The sequence below is a fragment of the Burkholderia sp. KCJ3K979 genome (assembly GCF_016759955.1).
In the GTDB taxonomy this organism is placed as follows: domain Bacteria; phylum Pseudomonadota; class Gammaproteobacteria; order Burkholderiales; family Burkholderiaceae; genus Burkholderia; species Burkholderia orbicola.
On sequence record NZ_JACFYV010000051.1, the window covers coordinates 1 to 26065 of the forward strand.

The 26065-nt window shown below is 68.7% G+C and carries 23 protein-coding genes; 15 read left to right on the forward strand and 8 right to left on the reverse strand.

The window, feature by feature from the left end; genetic code table 11:
• The 4 genes from H3O04_RS13985 to H3O04_RS14000 form a co-directional block, all read left to right on the forward strand.
• Positions 1 to 618: tetratricopeptide repeat protein (locus tag H3O04_RS13985; RefSeq protein ID WP_202587896.1), on the forward strand; the 618-nt coding region annotated here is incomplete at its 5' end.
• 282 nt (positions 619 to 900) lie between these two features.
• Entirely contained in the window at positions 901 to 1821 is a 921-nt protein-coding gene (locus H3O04_RS13990) for a biotin--[acetyl-CoA-carboxylase] ligase (RefSeq protein ID WP_006477677.1), read from the forward strand.
• Entirely contained in the window at positions 1818 to 2618 is an 801-nt protein-coding gene (locus H3O04_RS13995) for a type III pantothenate kinase (RefSeq protein ID WP_175788684.1), read from the forward strand. The genes H3O04_RS13990 and H3O04_RS13995 overlap by 4 nt, the downstream gene beginning before the upstream one ends.
• 206 nt (positions 2619 to 2824) lie before the next feature.
• Positions 2825 to 3067, forward strand: coding sequence for a hypothetical protein (locus H3O04_RS14000; RefSeq protein WP_011546319.1), 243 nt, complete (start codon positions 2825 to 2827; stop codon positions 3065 to 3067).
• Positions 3068 to 3083: 16 nt separating this feature from the next.
• On the opposite strand, the gene rfaE2 is transcribed toward H3O04_RS14000, so the two are convergent.
• The 6 genes from rfaE2 to H3O04_RS14030 form a co-directional block, all read right to left on the reverse strand.
• Positions 3084 to 3569 (reverse strand): D-glycero-beta-D-manno-heptose 1-phosphate adenylyltransferase, encoded by a 486-nt coding sequence (rfaE2, locus tag H3O04_RS14005; protein WP_069620197.1) that lies wholly within the window; start codon positions 3567 to 3569, stop codon positions 3084 to 3086.
• A 163-nt stretch (positions 3570 to 3732) separates the two neighbouring features.
• Positions 3733 to 4611 carry a diiron oxygenase gene (locus tag H3O04_RS14010; RefSeq protein ID WP_011353352.1) on the reverse strand — a complete coding sequence of 293 codons (879 nt, stop codon included), beginning with the start codon at positions 4609 to 4611 and terminating at the stop codon, positions 3733 to 3735.
• Between the two features lie 465 nt (positions 4612 to 5076).
• The gene (locus H3O04_RS14015) at positions 5077 to 6303 is read right to left on the reverse strand and encodes a patatin-like phospholipase family protein (RefSeq protein ID WP_202587897.1); all 1227 of its coding nucleotides are present in this window, start codon (positions 6301 to 6303) and stop codon (positions 5077 to 5079) included.
• A gap of 24 nt (positions 6304 to 6327) precedes the next feature.
• On the reverse strand, positions 6328 to 7065 hold the full coding sequence (locus tag H3O04_RS14020; RefSeq protein WP_202587898.1) for a PhaM family polyhydroxyalkanoate granule multifunctional regulatory protein: 738 nt from the start codon (positions 7063 to 7065) through the stop codon (positions 6328 to 6330).
• Positions 7066 to 7146: 81 nt separating this feature from the next.
• Entirely contained in the window at positions 7147 to 7974 is an 828-nt protein-coding gene (locus H3O04_RS14025; protein WP_202587899.1) for an enoyl-CoA hydratase/isomerase family protein, read from the reverse strand.
• Between the two features lie 130 nt (positions 7975 to 8104).
• Positions 8105 to 9097 (reverse strand): fumarylacetoacetate hydrolase family protein, encoded by a 993-nt coding sequence (locus tag H3O04_RS14030; protein ID WP_027812546.1) that lies wholly within the window; start codon positions 9095 to 9097, stop codon positions 8105 to 8107.
• 129 nt (positions 9098 to 9226) lie between these two features.
• Between H3O04_RS14030 and H3O04_RS14035 the strand changes: the two genes are divergently transcribed.
• The 5 genes from H3O04_RS14035 (at position 9227) to metH (ending at position 16002) form a co-directional block, all read left to right on the forward strand.
• On the forward strand, positions 9227 to 10093 hold the full coding sequence (locus H3O04_RS14035) for an IclR family transcriptional regulator (protein WP_011546324.1): 867 nt from the start codon (positions 9227 to 9229) through the stop codon (positions 10091 to 10093).
• Between the two features lie 113 nt (positions 10094 to 10206).
• Positions 10207 to 11463, forward strand: coding sequence for a DUF3108 domain-containing protein (locus H3O04_RS14040; RefSeq protein WP_202587900.1), 1257 nt, complete (start codon positions 10207 to 10209; stop codon positions 11461 to 11463).
• Between the two features lie 253 nt (positions 11464 to 11716).
• Positions 11717 to 11974, forward strand: a complete 258-nt coding sequence (locus H3O04_RS14045) for a BTH_I0359 family protein (protein ID WP_006477667.1) — start codon at positions 11717 to 11719, stop codon at positions 11972 to 11974.
• 202 nt (positions 11975 to 12176) lie between these two features.
• Positions 12177 to 13244, forward strand: coding sequence for a homocysteine S-methyltransferase family protein (locus H3O04_RS14050; protein WP_006477666.1), 1068 nt, complete (start codon positions 12177 to 12179; stop codon positions 13242 to 13244).
• 40 nt (positions 13245 to 13284) lie between these two features.
• Positions 13285 to 16002 carry a methionine synthase gene (gene metH / locus H3O04_RS14055; protein WP_077180393.1) on the forward strand — a complete coding sequence of 906 codons (2718 nt, stop codon included), beginning with the start codon at positions 13285 to 13287 and terminating at the stop codon, positions 16000 to 16002.
• Positions 16003 to 16120: 118 nt separating this feature from the next.
• Here metH and H3O04_RS14060 read toward each other — a convergent pair whose 3' ends face one another.
• Entirely contained in the window at positions 16121 to 16444 is a 324-nt protein-coding gene (locus tag H3O04_RS14060) for a DUF1840 domain-containing protein (RefSeq protein ID WP_006489103.1), read from the reverse strand.
• A gap of 200 nt (positions 16445 to 16644) precedes the next feature.
• Here H3O04_RS14060 and argS point away from each other — a divergent pair, with 200 nt between their 5' ends.
• The 6 genes from argS (at position 16645) to H3O04_RS14090 (ending at position 24915) form a co-directional block, all read left to right on the forward strand.
• A complete protein-coding gene (gene argS, locus H3O04_RS14065) occupies positions 16645 to 18426 on the forward strand; it encodes an arginine--tRNA ligase (RefSeq protein ID WP_006477662.1) in 1782 nt (593 codons plus the stop codon).
• 135 nt (positions 18427 to 18561) lie between these two features.
• Positions 18562 to 19458, forward strand: coding sequence for an SPOR domain-containing protein (locus tag H3O04_RS14070; RefSeq protein WP_027809035.1), 897 nt, complete (start codon positions 18562 to 18564; stop codon positions 19456 to 19458).
• A 70-nt stretch (positions 19459 to 19528) separates the two neighbouring features.
• Positions 19529 to 20167 (forward strand): thiol:disulfide interchange protein DsbA/DsbL, encoded by a 639-nt coding sequence (locus H3O04_RS14075; protein ID WP_012329316.1) that lies wholly within the window; start codon positions 19529 to 19531, stop codon positions 20165 to 20167.
• Between the two features lie 19 nt (positions 20168 to 20186).
• The gene (locus H3O04_RS14080; protein WP_077180394.1) at positions 20187 to 20960 is read left to right on the forward strand and encodes an SDR family oxidoreductase; all 774 of its coding nucleotides are present in this window, start codon (positions 20187 to 20189) and stop codon (positions 20958 to 20960) included.
• A gap of 502 nt (positions 20961 to 21462) precedes the next feature.
• Entirely contained in the window at positions 21463 to 23067 is a 1605-nt protein-coding gene (locus tag H3O04_RS14085; protein ID WP_054928094.1) for an ABC transporter substrate-binding protein, read from the forward strand.
• Between the two features lie 192 nt (positions 23068 to 23259).
• Positions 23260 to 24915 (forward strand): ABC-F family ATP-binding cassette domain-containing protein, encoded by a 1656-nt coding sequence (locus tag H3O04_RS14090; protein WP_054928095.1) that lies wholly within the window; start codon positions 23260 to 23262, stop codon positions 24913 to 24915.
• Positions 24916 to 24931: 16 nt separating this feature from the next.
• Here H3O04_RS14090 and H3O04_RS14095 read toward each other — a convergent pair whose 3' ends face one another.
• Positions 24932 to 26011: an MBL fold metallo-hydrolase gene (locus H3O04_RS14095; RefSeq protein WP_054928096.1), complete on the reverse strand. Its 1080-nt coding sequence runs from the start codon at positions 26009 to 26011 to the stop codon at positions 24932 to 24934.
• Positions 26012 to 26065: the final 54 nt, after the last annotated feature.

The following is a 26065-nucleotide window of genomic DNA, read 5'->3' on the forward strand; positions in this document are numbered from 1 at the left end:
GCCCAGTTGCGCACGCTCGCGCGCCGCGGCTCGGGCGCCGCGCAGGCGGCGCTCGGCATCGCGCTCGTCGATGCGCACGAGCCAGGGCTGCGCGACGAGGGGCGCGGCTGGCTGGAAACGGCCGCGGCGGCGGAGGGCAAGGCCGACGCGCCGGCCGCGCGGCGCGCGCAGCTTGCGCTCGGCAAGGCGTTGCTGCTCGGCAGCGGCGACATTCCGAAGGACTATGTGCGCGCCCGCGCGCTGCTCGGTGCAGCGGCCGAACAGGGCGACCCGGCCGCCGCGTACTACCTCGGGCTGATCTACCGCAGCGGCTACGGCATCGCGGCCGACCCGGTGCAGGCCGCGCACTGGTTCGACATCGCGTCGCGCGCGGACATCCCGGCCGCCGACTTCATGCTCGCGAACGCGTTCCGCGACGGCAGCGGCGTGCCGCGCGACGAGGTGCGCGCGCTCGCGCTGTATCGCCGCGCCGCCGAGCACGAGCTGCCGGAAGCCGTGCAGACGCTCGCGATGGCCTATCGCAACGGCGAACTCGGGCTTCGGCCCGACGCGGACGAGTTCCACGCGCAGTGGATCGAGACCGCGCACGCGCTGAAGCACCCGGTCGTCGCGCCGTGACGGCCGTTCGGCTGGGGAACGCGTGGGCGTGACCTGGCCGAACGGTGGTTGCGTCACATGCGTCATCTGCGAGCCGTCGGCGGCGCACCAATCCTCGTTTCGACCCGCCAAGGCCCGGCGCTGAAGGGCAGGACGCCGCTCGCGTGCAAGATGACGTCGGAAGAGGACATCAAGGCGCTGGAGCGCAGATAGAGATGCAGCGCCAAGCCACGCCGTGTCGTCCTGCAGGTTAGGCGCGCCGTCCGGCGCGCGCCAACGCCCCCTGTCGCTACAATAGGCGCCATGAACGCCCCCACCTCCTCCGACACGCCCGAATCCGGCGACGCGCACATCGCGCGCAACCGGCTCGAGGCGCACCTGGACGCCGCGCCGCGCGCGTGGCCGCTCGACATCGTCGCCGCCACCGGCTCGACCAACGCCGACGTCGCGACCCGGCTCAAGGCGCTGCCGCGCAGCGCGAACGCGTTGCCCGCGCCGCTCGTGCGCGTCGCGTTCGAGCAGACGGCCGGCCGCGGCCGGCAGGGCCGCCCGTGGTTCGCGCAGCCCGGCAATGCGCTGCTGTGCTCGGTCGGCTGCATCGTGCCGCGCGCCGTCGATGCGCTCGGCGGCCTCAGCATCGCGATCGGCGTCGCGCTCGCCGAAGGGCTGGCCACGCTGCCGCTCGACGCCCGCACGCGCGTCGCGCTCAAATGGCCGAACGACCTGCTGCTGACGGCCGACGACGACGGCACGCCGCGCATCGTCGGCAAGCTCGCCGGGATCCTGATCGAAACCGTCTGGACCACCGCCGACGCCACCGCCGTCGTGATCGGCTTCGGCATCAACGTGCGCGGCGCGGAAGCCGTGGCCGCGCAGGTCGACGCGCTGCGCGCGCGCGAAGCGACGCTCGCGAGCGGCCTGCCGCCCGCCGCGCTGTCGATCGTGTGCGCGTCGGCGAACCTCACCGATACGCTCGCCGCGTCGCTGAACGCGCTCACGCCCGCCCTAGCGCAGTTCGGCACCGACGGCCTCGCGCCGTTCCTGCCGCGCTGGCACGCGCTGCACGCGTACGCGGGCCGCGAAGTCGTGCTGCTCGAACAGGGCGTCGAGCGCGCGCGCGGCATCGCGACGGGCATCGACGCGACCGGTCAGTTGCTGCTCGACACGCCGACCGGCGTGCAGACGATCGCGGCCGGCGACGTGTCGCTGCGCGAAGCGCAATGAGCGAACCGCACCTGCTGATCGATGCCGGCAACAGCCGGATCAAGTGGGCACTCGCCGACGCGCGGCGCTCGCTCGTCGACACGGGCGCGTTCGGCCATACGCGCGACGGCGGCGCCGATCCCGACTGGTCGCACCTGCCGCGGCCGCGCGGCGCGTGGATCTCGAACGTCGCGGGCGCCGACGTGGCCGCACGGCTCGACGCGCTGCTCGACGCACGCTGGCCTGGCTTGCCGCGCACGACGATCCGCGCGCGGCCCGCGCAATGCGGCGTGACGAACGGCTATACGACGCCCGAACAGCTCGGCAGCGACCGATGGGCCGGCCTGATCGGCGCGCATGCGGCGTTTCCCGGCGAGCATCTGCTGATCGCGACGTTCGGCACCGCGACGACGCTCGAGGCATTGCGCGCGGACGGCCGCTTCACGGGCGGGTTGATCGCGCCGGGCTGGGCGCTGATGATGCGCGCGCTCGGCACGCACACCGCGCAGTTACCGACGCTGACCACGGATATCGCCAGCGGCCTGCTCGCGGGCGCGCAGGCCGAACCGTTCCAGATCGATACGCCACGCTCGCTGTCGGCCGGCTGCCTGTACGCGCAGGCCGGCCTGATCGAACGCGCGTGGCGCGATCTCGTCGCGGCGTGGCAGGCGCCCGTGCGGCTCGTGTTGGCAGGCGGTGCGGCGGACGACGTCGCGCGTGCGCTGACGGTCGCGCATACGCGGCATGACGCGCTGATCCTGTCCGGGCTCGCGCTGATCGCAACAGACGCGGCCGCGCCGGCAACGACGCAGGATTGACGCAAAAGCGTCGGCATCGCGCCGGCACGTCGCGACGCAGGCCAAAGTGAGCCCGACCGGCCCACGTCACGCCGACGATGCACTACGCGCGGTGCCGCGCCAGCGGTCCGCACGAACGGTCAACGAAAGCCATGAAAAAAGCCGGCCATGCGGCCGGCTCGACTGAACGACGTGAATCACGTCAATGACGACAAGGAGTTTCGACGATGCTGCGCTGGCTGATCGCTGTTCTCTTTCTCGCCAACATGCTCGCGTTCGTGGTGGCGCGCGGCATGTTCGGGCCGCTGCCCGCGGCCGGCCCGCGCGAACCGGGCGTGCTGTCGCGGCAGGTGCGGCCCGACGCATTGCGCGTGACACCGCTCGTGCGGGCGACCGACCAGCCCGTCGTCGGCGGCCCGATCGCGGCGCCGGCCGTCACGACCGCACCGCTCGCGGCGTCCGCCCCGTGACGGCGCTGCGTCGCGCTCAAGACTGTTGCGCGCGCACCTTCTTCAGCAGCGCAGTGGTCGAGCGATCGTGCTCGAACGGAATCGCCAGCGCCCGGCCGCCCCAGCCGCGCACGAGCGCCGATTCCGGCAGCGCGTCCATGTCGTAATCGCCGCCCTTCACGAGGATGTCCGGACGGACGGCCTCGATCAGCGACACGGGCGTCTTTTCCGCGAACGTCACGACCCAGTCGACGCTTTCCAGCGCCGCGAGCAGCGCCGCGCGATCCTCTTCGCGGTTGATCGGCCGGTCGTCGCCCTTGCCGAGCATGCGCACCGACGCGTCGCTGTTCACGCCGACGATCAGGCAGGCGCCGAGCGCTTTCGCATCGGCGAGATACGTGACGTGACCACGATGCAGGATGTCGAACACGCCGTTGGTGAACACGACGGGCGACGGCAGCGATGCGCGTAGCGCGACGAGGGCATCACGGGTGATCAGCTTGCGTTCGAAAGTGGCGGACATGATGGAGATCGGACGGGATGAACGACGGCGCGCGCGACGGCGGCACCCGATAAAAAGCCCGCCGGACCGGCCGGGCGGGCTTCATGCGACGAGCGCGACACGGTGCCGCGAGCCGGGCGCGAACCGGACACGACTCGCGCCGACGGCGGCCCCTGTGCCGGCCTCAGGCCGGCTGCGCGGCCGACGACGGGCCGCTTTCGGCCTGCAGGCGGCCGGTGACTTCCTTGCGGTAGCGGTTCAGTTCCTGCGCGGTTGCGAACGTGCGCTCGAACAGGATCGACAGGTTGTGCAGGATCCGCTCGACGACCTTCTTCTCCCACTCGCCGTCGAAACGGATCTGCTCGTCGAGCCAGCGCTCGAGCCATTCCGGATCGGGCAGGCGCGACTGCACGGTGTCGCGCGGGAACAGCGCCTGGTTCACGTGCAGGTTGGTCGGGTGCAGCGGCTTCTCGGTGCGGCGCGCCGACGCCATCAGCACGCCGATCTTCGCGAAGGCGGCACGCGCGACGTCGCCGCAGTTGTTCAGCGCTTTCTTCATGTAGCGCAGGTACGCGCCGCCGTGACGCGCTTCATCGCGCGAAATCGTTTCGTAGATCTGCTTGATGACGGGCTCGGTGTGCCAGTCGGCCGCGCAGCGGTACCAGTGGTTCAAACGGATCTCGCCGCAGAAGTGCAGCATCAGCGTCTCGAGCGGCGGCGCCGGATCGAACTGGAAGCGCACCGCGTGCAGTTCCTCTTCGGTTGGCACCATCTCCGGCTTGAAGCGGCGCAGGTATTCCATCAGCACGAGCGAATGCTTCTGCTCCTCGAAGAACCACACGCTCATGAACGCGGAAAAGTCGCTGTCGTGCTGGTTGTCGCGCAGGAACATTTCCGTCGCGGGCAGCGCCGACCATTCGGTGATCGCGTTCATCTTGATCGTCTTCGCCTGCTCGTCGGTGAGCAGCGAAGCGTCGAACTTGTCCCACGGAATGTCCTTCTCCATGTCCCAGCGGACAGCTTCGAGCGACCTGTAAAGTTCCGGATAAAGCATGGTGTTCATGATGGTCCCACCCCTGTTCTGCGCAATGCGACTTCTCTAAACGTGACTGTTGCCGCGCCAGCGCGCCGCGCGCGCTTTTTGCAGCCAAGACTCTAATTTTACGCGGGAAACCGGCCGCCGGACGCTGATTCCTCGTCCGGCAGCCAGGCGGCCGCGTTGCCGCCGTTGGGCATGCCGCAACCCGCTCCGTTCCGACGGAGGCCGGTCGCGCTTGCCTGAGTGGGGGCCGGCGCTGGCCGGCTCGTTGGCGCGCCCGTCCCCTGCCCCAGGCGGGTTCCCCGAAAGGTCCCGTGCGGATGCCGGATCGGCGGGCTGCTCGATATGGTGTATACGGCGGCGGCCATGATAGCACGCGTGCATGACGGTTCCGAGACGCCTGCCCGGTCGCGCGCCGCCAACCGCGGTGCGGCGATCGGTCGCGCCTGACCGTCGCGAAAACGCAACCTTACATTGCGCCTGCGCGTGTCAGACCCGTATTTCGCCGGCCGCGAGGCCGCCTTCCGGCGGTGTGCCGGCCGCCGGTGCGCTGCTGCCGTCCGCCTGAGCGATCCAGCCGGCGAGCGTCTCGCGCTGCGCCCGGCCGTCGCGGTAGCCGAGCTCGATCAGCTCACGCGTGAAGGCCTCCTCGAACAGCAGGTAGCTCGCGAACGACGCGCCGGCCGGCTGGCTGCCGCCGATCGCGCCGAGCAGCCCGCGCATCGTCGCCGGCATCTGCTTCAGGTGCTTCGCGGCAATCAGCTCGATGCGCTCGGACGGCGCGATCGCGAGCACGTCGACGTGCCGCCAGCCGCTGTCGATCTCGACCTGGTGCGGCAGGTGCTCGATCATCCGGTTGATGTGCTCGATCCGTTCGATGTCCGAGCCGATCGAGTCGAGGAACACGCTCGCGAGCACCTGCTGGCCGATCTGCGCGAGGCTCGGGTAGCCACGGGGCCGCCCCGCGCCGTTCGCGGCCGGAATCTCGGGCCGCGGATCGGCGGCACCGACGACGACGATCCGGTCCGCGCCGAAGTGGATCGCCGGCGACAGCGGTGCGATCTGCCGGATCGAGCCGTCGCCGAAGTACTCGATCTGCCCGTCGAGCACGAGCGGCACGGCGGGGAACACGAACGGAATGGCCGACGACGCGAGCAGATGCGACGCCGACAGGTCGACGAGCCGCGCGGTGCGCTGCGCGCGCCGCCACGCCTGGATCGGCTCGGCGGCCTGGTAGAACGTGAGGTGCCGGCCGCTCGAATAGCTGAGCGCGGTGATCGCGAGCGCATGCAGCAGGCGCGCCTCGAGCATCTGCTCGATCCGGTGGAAACTCAGCTCGCGCTGCAGCAGATGCGCGAGCGGCGTGTTGTCGAGCAGCCCGCGCGGCGAGCGGCGCGCCGCCCAGCCGAACGTCATCGTCGCGAGCCAGCGCGCGCCGGCGGCCGCGATGCCGAGCCAGTCGGTGCGATACACGTAGTCGGCGCGCAACGGCTCCCAGAATTCGAGCAGGCGCCGCACGCCGTGGGAAAAGTCGTCCGCGTGGCTCGCGACCGACGTCGCGTTGATCGCGCCGGCCGACGAACCACACACGACCGCGAACGGCAGCGTGTGCCGCTGCGGATCGGCCTCGCGCGCGATCTCGGCCAGCGCCTTCAGCACGCCGACCTGGTATGCGGCGCGCGCGCCGCCTCCCATCAGAACGAGCGCGAGTCGCATGATCGACCTGCTACCTGCGCCGCATCACGTCGAGCGCTTCGGCGGACGCGTTTCGGGCGACGAAGCGGCCGCCGCGCGCTCCGCGGCCGAACCGGACGGCTTCGCACGCTTCGCGGCGGGCTTGCGCGATGCGGCCGCGGCGGATTTCGCGGCGGGCTCCGGCGCGGTGGCGGCCTCCGGCGGCGCGGCGCCCGGCGCGGCAGGCTGCATGCCCGGCTGCGCCATCGCGAGGCTCGCGAGCTGATTGAATTGCGTCTGCAGCAGGTTCCACCAGCCGGCCGGGTCGAACTGCTGCGCGGGGTCGCCCGCCGACGCATCCGCCGCGGACGCCGCGGCATCGGGTGCGGCCTCGCCCGCCGACGCGGGTTTCGCGGCCTGCGCGGCGGCCACGGCCGCTTCCTCGGCCGCCGACATCGAGCTTTGCGCGAACGCGCCGAACGCGCGCAGCGTCGCGAGCGTCGCGCGCTGCACCTCGAGCGCCTGGATCGCAGACTGCAGCATCCCGAGATTGAGCTTCAGCCATTGCTCGACCGCGCGCAGATCGGTGATCCGCTTGTCGAGCTCCTCGACGTTCGTGAGCGGCGACATCATGTCGGACATGCTCGACAGCGACGGCGGCAGCCCGTGCGTGGCGCCCGGAAACGGCGCCATCCCGCCGAACGGCGACATCCGCATCATGTCCCACATCCGGTCCATCATGTCGGCGGGCTGGAACCCGGCAAAGCCGGCGAAAGGGTTGGCGCCGGAGGCATCGGTCGTCATACGGGCATCCTGGTTGACTGGGGGAGCGAGGCGGCCGCCGTGCGTCGCGCAGCCGCGCGTGGTTCGATCATAGCGCGCACGTCAGAACGGCGCGTCGCCGGGGAACGCGGGCGGGCGCCGCTCGCGCAGCGAACGGATGCCTTCCTGCACGTCGGGCCCCGAAAAGCCCATGAATTCGAGCGCGAGCGACGTATCGAAGGTCGGGCCGGCCGTGCGCAGCCAGTTGTTCAGCGCGTACTTGGTCCAGCGGATCGCCGACTGCGAACCGTGCGCGAGCCGCTCGGCCACTTCGTATGCCTTCGGCAGCAGGTCGGCCGGCTCGACCGCGAGCGAGACCAGCCCGATCCGCTCGGCCTCCTCGCCGCTCACGGGCTCGCACAGCATCAGGTAGTACTTCGCCTTCGCCATCCCGCACAGGAGCGGCCACACGATCGCCGCGTGGTCGCCGGCCGCGACGCCGAGCCGCGTGTGGCCGTCGATGATGCGCGCATCCTTCGCGGCGATCGAGATGTCGGCGAGCAACCCGGCGACGAGCCCTGCGCCGACGGCCGGGCCGTGCATCGCCGACACGATCGGCTTGCTGCAGTTGATCACGTTGTAGACGAGGTCGCGCGCCTCGCGCCACACGCGGGCGCGCACGTCGAAATCGTTCGCCATGTCCTCGACGAGCGCGAGATCGCCGCCCGCCGAAAAGCCCTTGCCTTCGCCGCGGATCACCGCGACGCGCGTGTCGGGATCGCGATCGACGTCGCGCCAGATGTCGGCGAGCTCGCGATGCATGCGCGCGTTCGCGGTCGCGAGGCCGCTGCGGTTCACGCCCTCGCCGCTCATCACGATGTCGAGCACGCCATGGTCGCGGCGCGTCACCTTCAGTGCTTCGTAACCGCCGTACGCGGCAAGATCGGCCATCTGCTGCTCCTTGTTCGAGGCGCTCGAACGCTTGAATCGAGTGTAGCCAAGCCCGCGCGGTCAAACATCGGGCGAAACCCGGCGCGCGGGCCGAAGCCGGGTGTCGCCGGCGCGTTGCGTACCGCGCCGCTTATGCCGCGCCGTCGGGCGGGGCGACCGACTGCTCGATCGCGCCGAAGATCGATTTGCCGGCTGCGTCGAACATCTCGATGCGCACCGTATCGCCGTAGCGCATGAATTCGGTCTGCGGCGCGCCGTGCTCGATCGTCTCGAGGCAGCGCTTCTCGGCGATGCAGCAGTAGCCGCGCTTCGCGTCCTTGTTCGACACCGTGCCCGAGCCGACGATCGAGCCGGCACGCAGGTTGCGCGTCTTCGCCGCGTGCGCGATCAACTGGCCGAAGTGGAACACCATGTCGGTGCCGGCGTCGGGCTGGCCAACCTTCTTGCCGTTCCAGTGAACGATCATCGGGCGGTGCACGCGGCCTTCGCGCCATTCGTCGCCAAGCTCGTCGGGCGTGACGGCGACCGGTGCGAACGCGGTAGCCGGCTTGCTCTGGAAGAAGCCGAAGCCCTTCGCGAGTTCGGCCGGAATCAGGTTGCGCAGCGACACGTCGTTCACGAGCGTGACGAGCCGCACGGCCTTCAGCGCGTCGTCGGGCGTCGCGCTCATCGGCACGTCGCCGGTGATCACCGCGACTTCCGCCTCGAAATCGATGCCCCATTCCTCGGACGGGCACACGACGTCGTCGCGCGGCCCCAGGAAATCGTCGCTGCCGCCCTGGTACATCAGCGGATCGGTCCAGAACTCGGGCGGCATCTCGGCGCCGCGCGCACGGCGCACGAGCTCGACGTGGTTCACGTACGCGGAGCCGTCGGCCCACTGGAACGCGCGCGGCAGCGGCGCCATGCAGTTGGCCGGATCGAACGCGAACGCATTGCGCGCGCGGCCGTGGTTCAGCGCGTCGTACAGGTCGCGCAGTTGCGGCGCGTAGAACGCCCAGTCGTCGAGGACGCGCTGCAGCGTCGGCGCGATCGCATCGGCAATCGCCGCGGTGTGCAGGTCGCGCGACACGACGATCAGCTGGCCGTCGCGCGTGCCGTCCTTCAGCGAAGCAAGTTTCATAGGGAGGATCTGCCGTTGTAGTGACGATGGAGGGAATCTATTTTACGATGGTGAATCCATGCGGCGCGCCACGATCGCGCACGCCGTTTTCGCCCCGTTTCCTGTCGCATTTTCGCGCACCCGCTGCCCATGCCCGCCAGCCCGCTTCCCGACGACGATCTCGCCGACTCCGATACCGACGACGCTGCTTCCGGCGAACACGGCGAGAAGGTCCGCTCCGGCATTCAGTCGATCGAGGTCGGCTTCCGCCTGCTCGACGTGCTGACGAGCGAGCCGCGCGCGATGATGCTGCGCGATCTCGCGCAGCGCGCGGGCATGAGCCCAGCGAAGGCGCATCGCTACCTGGTCAGCTTCTCGCGGCTCGGCGTCGTGTCGCAGGACCCCGTCTCGGGCCGCTACGAGCTCGGCGGCTTCGCGCTGCAGATGGGCCTCGCGCGGCTCGCGCGCGTCGACGGCGTGAAGCTCGCGCGGATCGCGCTGACCGAATTCCGCGACCGTCTCGACCAGACGGTCGGCATCGCGGTGTGGGGCAACCAGGGGCCGACGATCGTGCACTGGATGGAGTCGAGCCATCCGGCGAAGGCGTCGCTGAAGCTCGGCGACGTGATGCCGCTGCTCGGTTCCGCGACGGGCCTGCTGTTCGCCGCGTACCTGCCGCGCAGCAAAACCGCCGCGATGCTCGAGCGCGAACTCGCCGATACGCGCCGCTCGCCGCACCACGGCGGCCCGCGCACGCTCGACGAAGTCGATGCGGTGCTCGCCGACGTGCGCCGGCACCAGGCCGCGCGCGTCGAGGGGATGCTGCTGCCGACGATCCACGCGTTCTGCATGCCGGTGTTCGACGCGGTCGGCGAACTCGCGCTCGCGATCGTCGCGCTCGGCCAGGAAGGCTCGTTCGACATCGCGTGGGGCGGCGAGATCGACACCGCGCTGCGCGCCTGCGCGCAGAAACTGTCTTACGAACTCGGCTATAGTCCCGACGCACGCGACGCCTGACGCGTCCGGTTCACGCCACGTCACGCATCGCGAACGCGCAGCGCATCCGACGGTCCGATTCCTGTGGCGCGCGCCGCGCGCCCGACGTCACCCACGCGCCCGATCCTGTTCCGATGCCCATGCAGCCTGCCGACCTTCGCCCGAGTCACGCCCGGCCCCGCCGCTGGCTGCGCGTGGGCGTCGCACTCGTCGTCGTGCTGGTGCTGCATGCGCTCGCCGGCTTCTGGCTGATGCGCAACCGCGAATCGTTCACACCGCCGCCGCCCGCCGACATCCCCGTGCAGATCGAGTTGCTGAAACCGCAGCCGATCGAGCGCCAGCCGGCCCCGCCAGCGCCGAAGCCGGTCGAACGTCCGGCTGCACCGGCCGCGCCCAAGGCCGCCCCGCCGAAACCCGCGCCGTCGCAGGAGCCGGTCCTCACGTCGACGCAGACGGCCGAGCACGGCGAACCGCCGGCGGCGGCCGCATCCGCTGCGAACGGCACACCGGGGGCTTCGGGCGCCTCGGCCGCACACGCCGCGTCGGCCGCGGGCGCCAGCGCCGCGACACCCGGCCCCGCGACGAGCGGCGTGAAGTTCGCCGCGCCGCCGTCCGGCGACCTGCAGTACGACACGTTCTACAACGGCATGCAGAACATGATCGGCACGATCCACTGGCGCACCGACGGGCACACGTACGACCTGTCGGTGTCGATGCCGGTGCCGTTCGTGGGCCCGTTCACCTATCGCAGCGAAGGCCGCATCGACGCGTTCGGCGTCGCGCCCGACCGTTACGTCGAGAAGCGCGGCAAGCGGCCGGAAGACATCGCGATCTTCAACCGCGAGATCCGTCAGGTGGTGTTCACGCGCACGCCGAACAACGCGCCGCTGCCCGACGGCGTGCAGGACCGCTTCAGCATGCTGATGCAGTTGTCGGGGCTCGTGCGCGGCAATCCCGCCGCCTACAAGCCGGGCGTCACGCAGCAGTTCTTCGTGATCGACAACAACAGCGGCGAGACCTGGCCGATCACCGTGATCGGCGACGAGCAGGTGCAGACGCAGGCCGGCGTCATCGCGGCGCGGCACTTCATGCGCCTGCCGCGCCGCGACGGCGACACGCGTCGCATCGACATGTGGCTCGCGCCGTCGCTCGGCTGGCTGCCCGCGCGACTCGTGCAGAGCGAGCCGAACGGGGCGCAGATCGAGCTGCTGTGGCACGGCCGCCTCGTCGCACCGAGCGTGCCTGCCGATGCCGCGCCGCCCGGCGGCGCAACGAACGCGCCTGCCGCCGCTCCGACACCCGATGCATCGCCTGCGCCGCCAGCGGAACCGGCGCAAGCGGCACCGCCCGCGACGCTGCAACCACCGGCCTCGTCGACTGTCACACAGTGAACGCGCGTGAATCCGCGCCAATCGGCAATTTCGACCGATTACAGATTTCCCGGAAATGGCCGATGACACTCTTTAACAACTATTTCAGTCCACCGGCTCACAATGAGAAACGTTTGATAGACATCGGCTTCTAACCGATACACCCCACGCAACGGGAGAACGGGGTGTGCAGCGCAAGCCCCTTGAAACCGGCAAGGCTTGCCCCACCTAGGGGACAACAAGGCCAGATGCCACTGCGAAGAGGAGTGCCGCCATGCAAATGATCTACAACAGCCCCAACTACTGCGTCGTCGAATTTGCGCCGCAGGCCGGCCATCACCTGATGAATGCCGGCGGATACGAAATCGTCGACAAGAACGCGCAGCGCGAAATCTTCATCGACGGCGAACTTGCCGAACGATTCCGCGCGCACGTGAAGCAGCTGATCGAGGATGAACCGTCGCTCGACGAGGTCGACGAATTCCTCGGACAATTCGACAGCCTGATGATGATGCCCGTCGTGCTCCACTGACGAGCGCAGCCCGGCGCGTCATGCGGCCGGGCCATTTCGCCGCGCATCGACGCGGCGCCGCGTGCACTCCGATCCTGCCCCCGTCCGGCTCGCCGGCGGGGGCTTTCGTTTGGCAGGCCGCCAGGCCGGCACGGCGAAGGCCCGCGCCCCCTTGATGCACCGGCTACAATGACGGTTTTCCGTCTTCGCCGGTCTTCCGCCCATGTCTGCGACTCCTCTCGCCGCTTCCGTCCCGCTCGACGCGCGCTACACGCGCGGCGCCGCCCTGCCCGCGCTGCTGAAATCGCGCATCCTGATCCTCGACGGCGCGATGGGCACGATGATCCAGCGCTACAAGCTCGACGAGGCCGCGTATCGCGGCGAGCGCTTCAAGGATTTCCCGCGCGACATCAAGGGCAACAACGAGCTGCTGTCGCTCACGCAGCCGCAGATCATCCGCGAGATCCACGACCAGTACTTCGCGGCCGGCGCCGACATCGTCGAGACCAACACGTTCGGCGCGACGACCGTCGCGCAGGCCGACTACGGGATGGAAGATCTCGTCGTCGAGATGAACGTCGCATCGGCGAAGCTCGCACGCGAATCGGCCGCGAAATACGCGACGCCGGACAAGCCGCGCTTCGTCGCGGGCGCGATCGGGCCGACGCCGAAGACGGCCAGCATCTCGCCGGACGTCAACGATCCGGGTGCGCGCAACGTCACGTTCGACGAGCTGCGCACGTCGTACTACCAGCAGGCGAAGGCGCTGCTCGACGGCGGCGTCGACCTGTTCCTCGTCGAGACGATCTTCGACACGCTGAACGCCAAGGCCGCGCTGTTCGCGCTCGACGAGCTGTTCGAGGACACCGGCGAGCGCCTGCCGATCATGATCTCGGGCACCGTCACCGATGCGTCGGGCCGCATTCTGTCGGGCCAGACCGTCGAGGCGTTCTGGAATTCGCTGCGTCATGCGAAGCCGCTCACGTTCGGCCTGAACTGCGCGCTCGGCGCGGCGCTGATGCGCCCGTACATCGCCGAGCTCGCGAAGCTGTGCGACACCTACGTGTCGTGCTACCCGAACGCGGGCCTGCCGAACCCGATGAGCGACACCGGCTTCGACGAAACGCCCGACGTCACGTCGGGCCTGCTGAAGGAATTCGCGCAGGCCGGGCTCGTGAACCTCGCGGGCGGCTGCTGCGGCACGACGCCCGAACACATCGCCGAGATCGCGAAGGCGCTCGCCGACGTGAAGCCGCGCCGCTGGCCGAACCAGTACAGCGACAACGCCTGACCGACCGCCCCCGTCCTTCATCAAAAGAATTCGCACCGCCATGACCGATCACATGATGCGCCTTGCCGGCCTCGAGCCGTTCAACGTCACGCCCGGGACGCTCTTCATCAACGTCGGCGAACGCACCAACGTCACCGGCTCGAAGGCGTTCGCACGGATGATCCTCAACGGCCAGTTCGACGAGGCGCTCGCCGTCGCGCGCCAGCAGGTCGAGAACGGCGCGCAGGTGATCGACATCAACATGGACGAGGCGATGCTCGATTCGAAGGCGGCGATGGTGCGCTTCCTGAACCTGATCGCGTCGGAGCCGGACATCGCGCGCGTGCCGATCATGATCGACTCGTCGAAGTGGGAGGTGATCGAAGCCGGCCTCAAGTGCGTGCAGGGCAAGGCGATCGTGAACTCGATCTCGCTGAAGGAAGGCGAGGACGCGTTCCGCCACCACGCGAACCTGATCCGCCGCTACGGCGCGGCCGCGGTCGTGATGGCGTTCGACGAAACCGGCCAGGCCGATACCTACGCGCGCAAGACCGAGATCTGCAAGCGCTCGTACGACTTCCTCGTGAACGAAGTCGGCTTCCCGCCGGAAGACATCATCTTCGACCCGAACATCTTCGCGGTCGCGACCGGCATCGAGGAGCACAACAACTACGCGGTCGACTTCATCGAGGCGACCCGCTGGATCAAGCAGAACCTGCCGCACGCGAAGGTGAGCGGCGGCGTGTCGAACGTGTCGTTCTCATTCCGCGGCAACGACCCGGTGCGCGAGGCGATCCACACCGTGTTCCTGTATCACGCGATCCAGGCCGGGATGGACATGGGCATCGTGAACGCGGGCCAGCTCGGCGTGTACGCCGATCTCGACCCCGAGCTGCGCGAGCGCGTCGAGGACGTGATCCTGAACCGCCGCGACGATTCCACCGATCGCCTGCTGGAGATCGCCGACAAGTTCAAGGCAGGCGGCGCGAAGAAGGAAGAGAACCTCGAGTGGCGCAACCAGCCGGTCGAGAAGCGGCTCTCGCATGCGCTCGTGCACGGCATCACGACCTTCATCGTCGAGGATACCGAGGAAGTGCGCGCGAAGATCGCCGCGGCCGGCGGCCGTCCGATCAACGTGATCGAAGGGCCGCTGATGGACGGGATGAACATCGTCGGCGACCTGTTCGGCCAGGGCAAGATGTTCCTGCCGCAGGTGGTGAAGTCGGCGCGCGTGATGAAGCAGGCGGTCGCGCACCTGATCCCGTTCATCGAGGAAGAAAAGCGCCTGCTCGCAGAAGCGGGCGGCGACGTGCGCGCGAAGGGCAAGATCGTCATCGCGACCGTGAAGGGCGACGTGCACGACATCGGCAAGAACATCGTGTCGGTCGTGCTCCAGTGCAACAACTTCGAAGTGGTCAACATGGGCGTGATGGTCCCGTGCAACGAGATCCTCGCGAAGGCGAAGGTCGAAGGCGCGGACATCATCGGGCTGTCGGGCCTCATCACACCGAGCCTCGAGGAAATGGCGTACGTCGCGTCCGAAATGCAGCGCGACGACTACTTCCGCGTGAAGAAGATTCCGCTGCTGATCGGCGGCGCCACGACGTCGCGCGTGCACACGGCCGTGAAGATCGCGCCGCACTACGAAGGCCCGGTCGTCTACGTGCCGGATGCGTCGCGCTCGGTGTCGGTCGCGTCGAACCTGCTGTCCGACGAAGGCGCGGCAAAGTATCTCGACGAGCTGAAGTCCGACTACGAACGCATCCGCGACCAGCACGCGAACCGCAAGGCGCAGCCGATGGTCACGCTCACCGAAGCACGCGCGAACAAGACCAAGGTCGACTGGGCCGGCTACCAGCCGGTGAAGCCGAAGTTCATCGGCCGCCGCGTGTTCAAGAATTACGACCTGAACGAGCTCGCGAACTACATCGACTGGGGCCCGTTCTTCCAGACCTGGGACCTCGCGGGCCCGTACCCGGCGATCCTGAACGACGAGATCGTCGGCGAATCGGCGCGGCGCGTGTTCTCCGACGCGAAGTCGATGCTCGCGCGCCTGATCCAGGGCCGCTGGCTGACCGCGAACGGCGTGATCGCGCTGCTGCCGGCCAATACGGTCAACGACGACGACATCGAGATCTACAGCGACGAGTCGCGCTCGGAAGTGCTGCTCACGTGGCGCAACCTGCGCCAGCAGAGCGTGCGCCCGGTGGTCGACGGCGTGATGCGGCCGAACCGTTCGCTCGCCGACTTCATCGCGCCGAAGGAGTCGGGGGTGGCCGACTACATCGGGATGTTCGCGGTGACGGCCGGCCTCGGCGTCGACGTGAAGGAAAAGCAGTTCGAAGCCGACCACGACGACTACAGCGCGATCATGCTGAAGGCGCTCGCCGACCGTTTCGCGGAAGCGTTCGCCGAAGCGATGCACGCGCGCGTGCGGCGCGAGCTGTGGGGCTATGCGAGCGGCGAGACGCTCGACAACGACGCGCTGATCGCCGAGAAGTACGCGGGCATCCGCCCGGCGCCCGGCTATCCGGCTTGCCCCGACCACCTCGTGAAGCGCGACATGTTCGACGTGCTGCACGCAGACGAGATCGGCATGAGCGTGACGGATTCGCTCGCGATGCTGCCGGCGGCAAGCGTGTCGGGTTTCTATCTCGCGCACCCGGACAGCCGCTACTTCTCGGTCGGCAAAATCGGGCAGGATCAGCTCGAGGACTACGCGCAACGCATGGCGCTGTCGCTGGACGACGCGCGCCGCGCGCTCGCGCCGCAACTCTGATCGACGCAAACGGGCGGCCGGGCCGCCTTTTGATCAGACAAAAGAAAAAGCCCGCTCGAAAGCGGGCTTTTTCCTGTCTGGCGAACCTTTCGATCTGCCAAGCAAGGAAGAAGGAAGCTCAGAAGCCCCAGTGCACGTCGGCCTGGCCGGCCTTCGCTTCGCGCAGCATCGTCAGGAACGGCGCGACGCGCTGCGCCAGGCTCGGCGGCACTTCATGGTGCGCGTGGTCGGCTTCGTCCTCGTGGAAATGGCCGGCGTGCTCGGCGCGCTCCTGCTTCGCCTGCGCGACCGCGCCTTCCAGCTTGGCGATCGCGTGGTCCAGTTCGTCGTGCGTGATCACACCGCGCTCGCCCAGTTGCTTGCCGACGAGACCCAGCACATACACGGCGAAATCCTTCAGCACGTCGAGATCCTGTGCCGCCTTGCTCTTGAACGTAATCATGACAATTCCCTTTTCATCTTGTTGTGCCTGCGCGGCGCGGTTGGGGAACGCCGGCAGACCGGCGTCCGGCCTCGCGGACGCGGGCCGCCTGAGCGGCATATTAGCACCTGTTAAAATTCTGCGATCCCTGAAACGCGCGCTTAAAAAGCGTGCCGGCGGGCCGGCGTTTCCGGCCGCCACCAACGAAGCCTTCTACCAGCATGCTGCCAGCACACAAACAGACCCTCGAAGCCCTGCTCGCGGATAGCGTCAAGCAGGTCGCACACGCGCTGAAAGGCGCCGACGCAGCATTCGTCGCCCCGGCCATCACGCTGGAGCGCCCGAAGGTCGCCGCGCACGGCGACGTCGCGTGCAACGTCGCGATGCAGCTCGCGAAGCCGCTCGGCACGAATCCGCGCCAGCTCGCCGAGCAGATCGTCGCCGCCCTCACCGCGCAGCCGGCCGCGCAAGGCCTCGTCGAAGCCGCCGAGATCGCCGGGCCCGGCTTCATCAACCTGCGCCTGTCGGCCGCCGCGAAACAGGCGGTAATCGCCGCCGTGTTCGAGCAGGGCCGCGCGTTCGGCACGTCGGATCGCGAGAAAGGCAAGCAAGTGTTGCTGGAATTCGTGTCGGCCAACCCGACCGGCCCGCTGCACGTCGGCCACGGCCGCCAGGCCGCGCTCGGCGACGTGCTCGCGAACGTGATCGCGAGCCAGGGCTACGCGGTGCACCGCGAGTTCTACTACAACGACGCGGGCGTGCAGATCGGCAACCTGGCGATCTCGACGCAGGCGCGCGCGCGCGGCCTGAAGCCGGGCGACGCGGGCTGGCCGGAAGCCGCGTACAACGGCGAGTACATCGCCGACATCGCGCGCGACTACCTGAACGGCGAAACGGTCGCCGCATCCGACGGCGAGCCGGTCAAGGGCACGGGCGACGTCGAGGATCTCGACGCGATCCGCAAGTTCGCGGTCACCTACCTGCGTCGCGAGCAGGACATGGATCTGCAGGCGTTCGGCGTGAAGTTCGACCAGTACTACCTCGAGTCGTCGCTGTACAGCGAAGGCCGCGTCGAGAAGACGGTCGACGCGCTGGTCAAGGCCGGCATGACCTACGAGCAGGACGGCGCGCTGTGGCTGCGCACGACCGACGAAGGCGACGACAAGGATCGCGTGATGCGCAAGTCGGACGGCACGTACACATACTTCGTGCCGGACGTCGCGTACCACGTGACGAAGTGGGAGCGCGGCTTCACGAAGGTGATCAACATCCAGGGTTCGGACCACCACGGCACGATCGCGCGCGTGCGCGCCGGCCTGCAGGGGCTGCATATCGGTATCCCGAAGGGCTATCCCGACTACGTGCTGCACAAGATGGTCACCGTGATGCGCGACGGCCAGGAAGTGAAGATCTCGAAGCGCGCGGGCAGCTACGTGACGGTGCGCGACCTGATCGAATGGTCGGGCGGCGCGGCCGCGGGCCAGGAAGCGGCACCCGACCTGATCGACGAGGCAACCATCACGCGCGGCCGCGACGCGGTGCGTTTCTTCCTGATCTCGCGCAAGGCCGATACCGAGTTCGTGTTCGACATCGACCTCGCGCTGAAACAGAACGACGAAAACCCGGTCTATTACGTCCAGTACGCGCATGCGCGGATCTGCTCGGTGCTCAACGAACTGAAGTCGCGCTACAACGTGGATGTCGCGCAACTGCCGGGCGCCGACCTGTCGCAGCTGACGAGCGCGCAAGCGGCGTCGCTGATGCAGAAGCTGGCCGAGTATCCGGACATGCTCACGCACGCGGCGAACGAGCTGGCGCCGCACGCGGTCGCGTTCTACCTGCGCGATCTCGCTGGCGAATTCCACTCGTTCTACAATGCGGAGCGCGTGCTGGTCGACGACGAGGCGCCGCGCAATGCGCGCGCCGCGCTGCTCGCCGCGACCCGGCAGGTGCTCGAGAACGGCCTGGCGGTGCTCGGCGTATCCGCGCCCGCCAAGATGTAAGGATGTCAGCGCGGCCCCGAACCGGGCCGCGAATGGCTGCGGCAGCGGCCGCCGTCAGGTTGCCCGTCGTCGGATGCGCGTCGTCGGATGCCCGCCGCAGCCTTTTCACGATTCTTTTTGCAGGTGACTCAAGCAATGGCACAACCACGCCGAACTTCGAAGCAGTCGAAACAAGCCGGAGGGACATTTCTTGGAATCGTGCTGGGCCTGATCGTCGGCCTCGCAATCGCCGTGGTGGTGGCGCTCTACATCACGCGTTCGCCGTCGCCGTTCGTGTCGAAAGTCGCGCCGCCGCCGGCCGACAACGGCGCGAGCCAGCCGCAGCAGTTCGACCCGAACCGCGCGCTGCAGGGCAAGACGCCGGGCCAGCCGGTGCCGCAGGCCGCGCAATCGGCGCCGCCGAACACCGCGCCCGGCCAGGCCGCGAACCAGACCCAGGGCGGCCTGCTGCCCGAGCCGCAGATCGTCGAAGTGCCGCCGTCGGGTAACACGAACGGCGCCACCGGCTCGAGCAACACCACCGCTTCGAACACGCCGTCGTCGGGCAACGGCGTCGCCGTCGCCCCGAAGCCGGCCGACACCACGCCGCCGCCGAAGAAGACGCAACAGGCGCAGCAACAACAGCAAGGCGGCGAGGACGACCTCGCCCGCTTCGCCGCGCAGAAGCAGGCGCAACAAGCCGCCGCGCAGAAGCAGCAGCAACAGCAGCAGGCCGCGAACACGCCGAAGCCGACGTCGTCGGCCGGGGCCGCGGCGGCAGCAGCGGCGAAGCCGCCGACCGCGAACGACGCGAACACCGGCTACTTCCTGCAGGTCGGTGCGTACAAGACGGAAGGCGATGCCGAGCAGCAGCGTGCGCGCCTCGGCTTCCAGGGCTTCGAATCGAAGGTGTCGAAGCGCGACGTCAGCGGCGTGACCTACTTCCGCGTGCGGGTCGGCCCGTTCTCGAAGTTCGAGGATATGAACTCGGCCCGCCAGCGCCTGTCCGATGCAGGTGTCGACACGGCGGTGATCCGCTTCACGAAGCAGTAAGCCAACCGGCCGAGCCCACGCAGAACCCGTTACGTTCCGTAACCCGAGCAACTGATTCGACGTTCACAACATGAAAAAACTGCTTAGCACGCTCCTTCTGTCCCTGGGCCTGGCCGCCGGCCTCGCCCAGGCTTCGCCCGCCGCGCCGGCCTCCGGCAAGGACTTCGAGGTGATGAAGTCGCCGCAGCCGGTATCCGCGCCGGCCGGCAAGGTCGAGGTGATCGAGTTCTTCTGGTACGGCTGCCCGCACTGCTACGAATTCGAGCCGACGATCGAGGCCTGGGTGAAGAAGCAGGGCAACAACATCGACTTCAAGCGCGTGCCGGTCGCATTCCGTGACGATTTCCTCCCGCACTCGAAGCTGTTCTATGCGGTGTCCGCGCTCGGCATCTCCGAGAAGGTCACGCCGGCGATCTTCAACGCGATCCACAAGCAGAAGAACTATCTGCTGACGCCGCAGGCGCAGGCCGACTTCCTGGCCACGCAGGGCGTCGACAAGAAGAAGTTCATGGACGCGTACAACTCGTTCAGCGTGCAGGGCGAGGTGAACCAGTCGGCCAAGCTGCTGAAGGACTACGCGATCGACGGCGTGCCGACGGTCGTCGTCCAGGGCAAGTACAAGACGGGCCCGGCTTACACGAACAGCATCCCGGGTACCGCGCAGGTGCTCGACTTCCTCGTGAAGCAGGTTCAGGACAAGAAGCTCTGATCCCCGTCCGCGCGCCGGCATGACTACTCCGCTGAAGGTCTTCATCACCGGCGCGTCGAGCGGCCTCGGCCTTGCGATGGCCGAGGAATACGCCCGCCAGGGCGCCACGCTCGCCCTCGTCGCGCGACGCACCGATGCACTCGATGCGTTCGCGCGGCGGTTCCCGAAGCTGTCCATCTCCGTCTATTCCGCCGACGTGCGCGACGCCGAGGCGCTCGCGACGGCCGCCGCGTCGTTCATCGCCGCGCACGGCTGCCCCGACGTCGTGATCGCGAACGCGGGCATCAGCCAGGGCGCCGTCACGGGCCAGGGCGATCTCGCGGCGTTCCGCGACGTAATGGACATCAACTACTACGGGATGGTCGCGACGTTCGAGCCGTTCGTCGGCCCGATGACGGCCGCGCGCCACGGCACGCTGGTCGGCGTCGCGAGCGTCGCCGGCGTGCGCGGCCTGCCCGGCTCCGGCGCGTACAGCGCGTCGAAATCGGCCGCGATCAAGTATCTGGAAGCGCTGCGCGTCGAGCTGCGCCCGGCCGGCGTCGGCGTCGTGACGATCGCGCCCGGCTACATCCGCACGCCGATGACCGCGCACAACCCGTACCGGATGCCGTTCCTGATGGACGCCGATCGCTTCGCCGCGCGTGCGGCACGCGCGATCGCCCGGCAGCACGCATTCCGCGTGATTCCGTGGCAGATGGGCGTCGTCGCGAAGGTGCTGCACGTGCTGCCGCGCTGGCTGTACGACCGCCTGTTCGAAAAGGCGCCGCGCAAGCCGAAGGCCGGCGCGCACTGAGCGCGTCGTGGATCCCGGCGCACGTCTCGCGCCGGGGCGCGGCTTGATCGCCGCGGTCGGATCGCGCGGAGCCGAGCGGATTCCCGCCCTCCTGCGTTTCTGCGTTTCTGCGTTTCTGCGTTTCTGCGTTTCTGCGTTTCTGCGTTCTTGCGTTCCCGCGTTCCGGACTCCGTGGCGCACCACATGTCACGCATCGCTGGCGCGATCGTATCTGTTTCGTCGCTCGAGTCGCGCCACGCATGTGCTCAGCGCCTCGCGTTCGACCGCCGTCTCGGCGCCGTTGCCTCGCGCATCGCTCTTGACCTGCCCACACCGCCGCCCCAACACGCATTCCGTCGCGAACGCAGCCGTTTTTCGGTCAATTCACCGCGTTCCGGCGCCTTTTTTCGCGCGTCGCACGCTTTGACGGTATGCTATTCGCCAGCCGCGTCGGCCCTGCCCGCTTCCGGGCCGCGCCTGCCTCCGTCATTCAGCGAAAAACACACGCCACGTGGGAGATCCTATGCACGTCAAGCTGTTCGCCGCGGCCGCCGTGGCCACGGCCCTCGCCGCCCTTGCCGTCCCCGGCCTCGCCGCCGCCAAGCCGCTCACCGTCTGCACGGAATCGAGCCCGGACGGCTTCGACGTCGTGCAGTACAACTCGCTCGTCACGACCAACGCATCGGCCGACGTGATCTTCAACACACTCGTGTCCTACGACGAAGCCGCGAAGAAGGTCGTGCCCGCGCTCGCGGACAAATGGGAAGCGAGCGCCGACGGCCTCACGTACACGTTCCACCTGCGCCCGAACGTCGCGTTCCAGACCACCGACTATTTCAAGCCGGGCCGTGCGCTGAACGCGGACGATGTCGTGTTCACGTTCACGCGGATGCTCGACGATGCGAATCCGTGGCACAAGGTGGCCGGCGCGAGCGGCTTTCCGCACGCGCAGTCGATGGGCCTCGTGAAGCTCGTGAAGTCGGTCACGAAGGTCGACGACAGCACGGTGAAATTCGTGCTGAACGAGCCGAACGCGACCTTCGTGCCGATCCTGACGATGGGCTTCGCGTCGATCTACTCGGCCGAATACGCGGACCAGCTGCTGAAGGCCGGCAAGCAGGCCGACCTGAACGCGAAGCCGGTCGGCACCGGCCCGTTCGTGCTGAAGAGCTACACGAAGGACGCGCTGATCCGCTACGACGCGAATCCGACGTACTGGGGCGCGAAGCCGAAGGTCGACCGGCTGATCTACGCGATCACGCCCGACCCGTCGGTGCGCCTGCAGAAGGTGAAGGCCGGCGAATGCCAGATCGCGCTGTCGCCGAAGCCGCAGGACGTGCTCGCCGCGAAAGGCGAAAGCGCGCTGAAGGTCGTGCAAACGCCCGCGTTCATGACCGCGTTCGTCGCGCTGAACACGCAGAAGAAGCCGCTCGACAACGACAAGGTGCGCGAGGCGCTGAACCTCGCGTTCGACCGCGCGACCTACCTGAAGGTCGTGTTCGACAACACCGCGACGGCCGCGAACAACCCGTATCCGCCGAATACGTGGAGCTATGCGAAGGACGTCGCGCCGTATGCGTACGATCCCGCGAAGGCGAAGCAGTTGCTCGCGCAGGCAGGCTTCCCGAACGGCTTCTCGACCACCATCTGGACGCGCCCGACCGGCAGCGTGCTGAACCCGAACCCGAAGGTCGGCGCGGAACTGCTGCAGGCCGACCTCGCGAAGATCGGCGTGAAGGCCGAGGTGAAGGTGATCGAATGGGGCGAGCTGATCAAGCAGGCGAAGCTCGGCCAGCATGACATGCTGTTCATGGGCTGGGCCGGCGACAACGGCGATCCGGACAACTACCTGTCGCCGCTGTTCAGCTGTAATGCGGTGAAGTCGGGCATCAACTTCGCGCGCTTCTGCGATGCGCAGCTCGACAAGCTGATCGCCGACGGCAAGTCGACCGCCGACCAAGCCAAGCGCGCGAAGCTCTATGAAAGCGCGCAGAAGATCATCCACGACCAGGCGCTGTGGATCCCGCTCGGCTACCCGACCGCGGCCGCGTTGACGCGCACGAACGTGAGCGGCTATCACGTGAGTCCGTTCGGACGGCAGAACTTCACGACGGTCGCCATGCAGTAACCGTGCGTGGCGCGCAAGCGACGGCGTGCACGCCGCTCGCTTGCGGCCCGCGCGCCGCGCTTGCTACACTGCGCGCCTGTTCCTCATACCGGACGCCAGCCAAAGTGAACCACTAAGCCTTCCCGAAATGTTTTCGCCGCCCGTGCCACGCACGCCGCGCGCGAAGGTCTTCACGCATTTTTGGAGGTGCTCATGGCTGCTGCCACGCCCACCGGCGCGCTCGTCGCGCTTCATCACGTTTCCTTCCGCTTCGACGACGGCATCACGCTGTTCGATTCGCTCGACCTGTCCATCGATCGCACGCCCACCGGCATCGTCGGCCGCAACGGCGTCGGCAAGAGCCTGCTCGCGCAACTGATCGCCGGTTGCCGTACACCCAGCGCGGGAACGATCGAGCGGCATGCGCACGTCGTCTACGTCGCACAGCAGCATGATCATGACCGCGACGACACGGCGGCGGCGGCCCCGCGGACCGTCGCGCAGATCGCCGCGCTCGATGCACCGCTCAGCGCGCTCGCGCGTCTCGCGGACGGCCACGCAACACCGAACGACTTCGACCTGATCGGCGATCGCTGGGATCTCGCGGAACGCCTGCGCATGGCACTCGACGCGGCCGGCCTGCACGACGTCCACGCCGACACGCCCGCGCACGCGCTAAGCGGCGGCCAGGTCGCACGCGTGGCGCTGATCGGCGCGCTGCTGTCCGGCGCCGGCCTGCTCGTACTCGACGAACCGACCAACCATCTCGATGCACCGGGCCGCGCGTGGCTGCGCACGGCGCTCGACGGCTGGCGCGGCGGCGTCGTCATCGTCAGCCACGACCGTGCGCTGCTCGCCGGCGTGCAACGCATCGTCGAGCTGACGCCGCACGGCGCGCGTTCATATGGCGGCAACTATGCGCTCTATCGCGCGCAGCGCGACGCGGAACAGGACGCCGCGCACGCGGCGCTCGACCATGCGCGCACCGAGCGCGGGCGCGTACGGCGCAGGCTCGAACAGGAACACGACACGACCCAGCGTCACGCGGCCGCGTCGCTGCGCGACGCGAAGACGGCCAACCTGTCGTCGATGGCGCGTCAGAGCCGCAAGGGCGCCGCGCGCGCGATCATGGGGACCGTCCGGCGTCATCAGAGCGACTTCAAGGCGACGCTCGACGCGCGCGTGCAGGAAGCGGCCGCGCGCGTCGAAGCCGACGCACCGGTGCTGGTATCGCTGCCGGGCACCGAGGTCAGCGCGCGCCGCCAGCTGTTCACGCTCGAACGCGCGCAACTGCCGTGGCGGGTGGCGGGCGACGCCGACGCGATCACGTGGTCCGCAAGCGGCGCCGTGCGCATCGCGCTGACAGGCCCGAACGGCTGCGGCAAGTCGACGTTGCTGAGAATGCTCGCGGGCGAGCTCGCGCCGCGTTCGGGTACCTGCACGACGCACGTGAGCGCCGCGTATCTCGACCAGCGGCTCGCGCTGCTCGACGCCGAGCGCTCGATCGTCGAGCAACTGGGCCTGCTCGATACGCCCCTTGCCGAAGGTGATCTGCGCAGCCGTCTCGCGCTGCTGCAACTCGACGCGACGCGTGCGACGCAACCCGCGCGGCAACTGAGCGGCGGCGAACGGCTGAAGGCCGCGCTCGCGTGCGCGTTGTGGCGCGGCACGCCCGCGCAACTGCTGCTGCTCGACGAGCCGACCAATCACCTCGATCTCGAATCGGTGCGGGCGATCGAAGCGGCGCTGGCCGGCTTCCCCGGCGCGATCGTGGTCGCGTCGCACGACGCCGCGTTTCTCGCGGCGCTCGAACCAACGCACACGATGCAGTGGCATCGCGACGGATGGCGTTACGAACCCGTCGCGTAAGCGCTACGAAGAACGCTCAGCCCGCGGTACGGAACCGCAGCACCCCGTCGTCGCCCTGCTCGCGCACGAGTTCGCCCGCGAGCCACAGCAGGTTCAGGTGCGCAAGCGCCTCGCCGAGCGCGAACGTCATCTGGTGGATATCGAGCTCGCGGCGGCGGAACATGATCGGCACGATATCGGCCGCGCTCATCGACTGCTCCGCGCACGCGACGCGCACCTCGGCCAGGCGCGCATCGTGGTGTTCGCGCAGTTGCGCGATGCGTGTGCGCACGCCGCGGAACGGCTTGCCGTGCGACGGCAGCACGAGCGTGTCGGGCGCCATCGTCTCGTAGCGGCCGAGCGATTCGAGGTACAGCGCGAGCGGGTTCGCTTCCGGTTCGAGGTCGAACACCGACACGTTCGTCGAGATGCGCGGCAGCACCATGTCGCCGGAAATCAGCACGCCGTCCGCTTCGCTGTGGAGCGCGCAATGTTCAGGCGAATGGCCGAAGCCGGTGACGACGCGCCACGTGCGCGCGCCGATCGTCACCGCGTCGCCTTCGCGCAGGCGCCGGTAGCGCGGCGGCACGGCCGGCACGAGGTCCGCGTAGTAGCTGCGGCGGTTGCGCAGCTTGTCGAGCGCGGCCGGATCGGTCAGCCCGTGGCGCGCGAAGTGATCGGCGGCGGCCGCGCCGCCCGCGTTCGATCCGTTGCCGGCCGCCATCAGGCAGCCGAACATATATTCGCCGAGCGTCATCCACAGCCGCACGTTCCAGCGGCCCTTGTCACCGCCTTCGCACAGCCAGTTCGCGAGGCCGAAGTGATCGGGGTGGCAGTGCGTGACGAGCACGCGCAGCACGGGCAGGCCGTCGAGCTGCGTGTCGAAGATCTGCTCCCAGTGCGTGCGGATCACGTCCGACGCGATCCCGCAATCGACCACCGTCCAGCCGGCCTGCCCGTCGATCTCGTCGCGCAGCAGCCAGAGATTGATGTGATCGAGCGAGAACGGCAGCGGCATGCGCAGCCAGCGCACGCCGGGCGCGACCTCGAACGTGTCGCCCGCGGCGGGCAGCTTATCGGCGAAGGGGTAATCGAGTTGGTGTTCCAGGGCGTTCATCGGTGGGGCGTCTCGTCGTTATCGGTGCGAATGCGCGCCGGCGGCACGCGCGGC